3 tRNA genes are annotated in these 429 nt (G+C 41.5%); all 3 read right to left on the reverse strand.

The window, feature by feature from the left end:
• Nucleotides 1-68: 68 nt before the first annotated feature.
• The 3 genes from P20495_RS05305 to P20495_RS05295 all read right to left on the reverse strand — a co-directional run bounded on the left by P20495_RS05305 (nucleotide 69) and on the right by P20495_RS05295 (nucleotide 389).
• A tRNA-Val gene (locus P20495_RS05305) sits at nucleotides 69-144 on the reverse strand.
• Nucleotides 145-205: 61 nt separating this feature from the next.
• Nucleotides 206-281 (reverse strand) — tRNA-Val (locus P20495_RS05300).
• A gap of 32 nt (nucleotides 282-313) precedes the next feature.
• A tRNA-Val gene (locus P20495_RS05295) sits at nucleotides 314-389 on the reverse strand.
• Between the last annotated feature and the right edge of the window lie 40 nt (nucleotides 390-429).

Below are 429 nucleotides of genomic sequence, written 5' to 3' on the forward strand. Positions count from 1 at the left end.
AATATGGGAAGAAAGAGTTATTACTAGAGAAGTTATTATTAAAGGAGTTATCTAATGGTACTTATATGTGGTGGGTGATACTGGACTTGAACCAGTGACCCTCGCCTTGTAAGGGCGATGCTCTCCCAACTGAGCTAATCACCCACATATAATAGGTATGCCTGTTATTTAATTCTTTGTTATCAATTAACCGCTTGATGTAATTTGGTGGGTGATACTGGACTTGAACCAGTGACCCTCGCCTTGTAAGGGCGATGCTCTCCCAACTGAGCTAATCACCCAAATTACATTTTAATATGCACCATTCTAGGAATGGTGGGTCGTACTGGACTTGAACCAGTGACCCTCGCCTTGTAAGGGCGATGCTCTCCCAACTGAGCTAACGACCCATATTAAATTTTAAAACGCGACTATTAACATAATAATAGG

The organism is Pseudoalteromonas sp. BSi20495 (assembly GCF_000241185.1).
GTDB classification, from domain to species: domain Bacteria; phylum Pseudomonadota; class Gammaproteobacteria; order Enterobacterales; family Alteromonadaceae; genus Pseudoalteromonas; species Pseudoalteromonas fuliginea.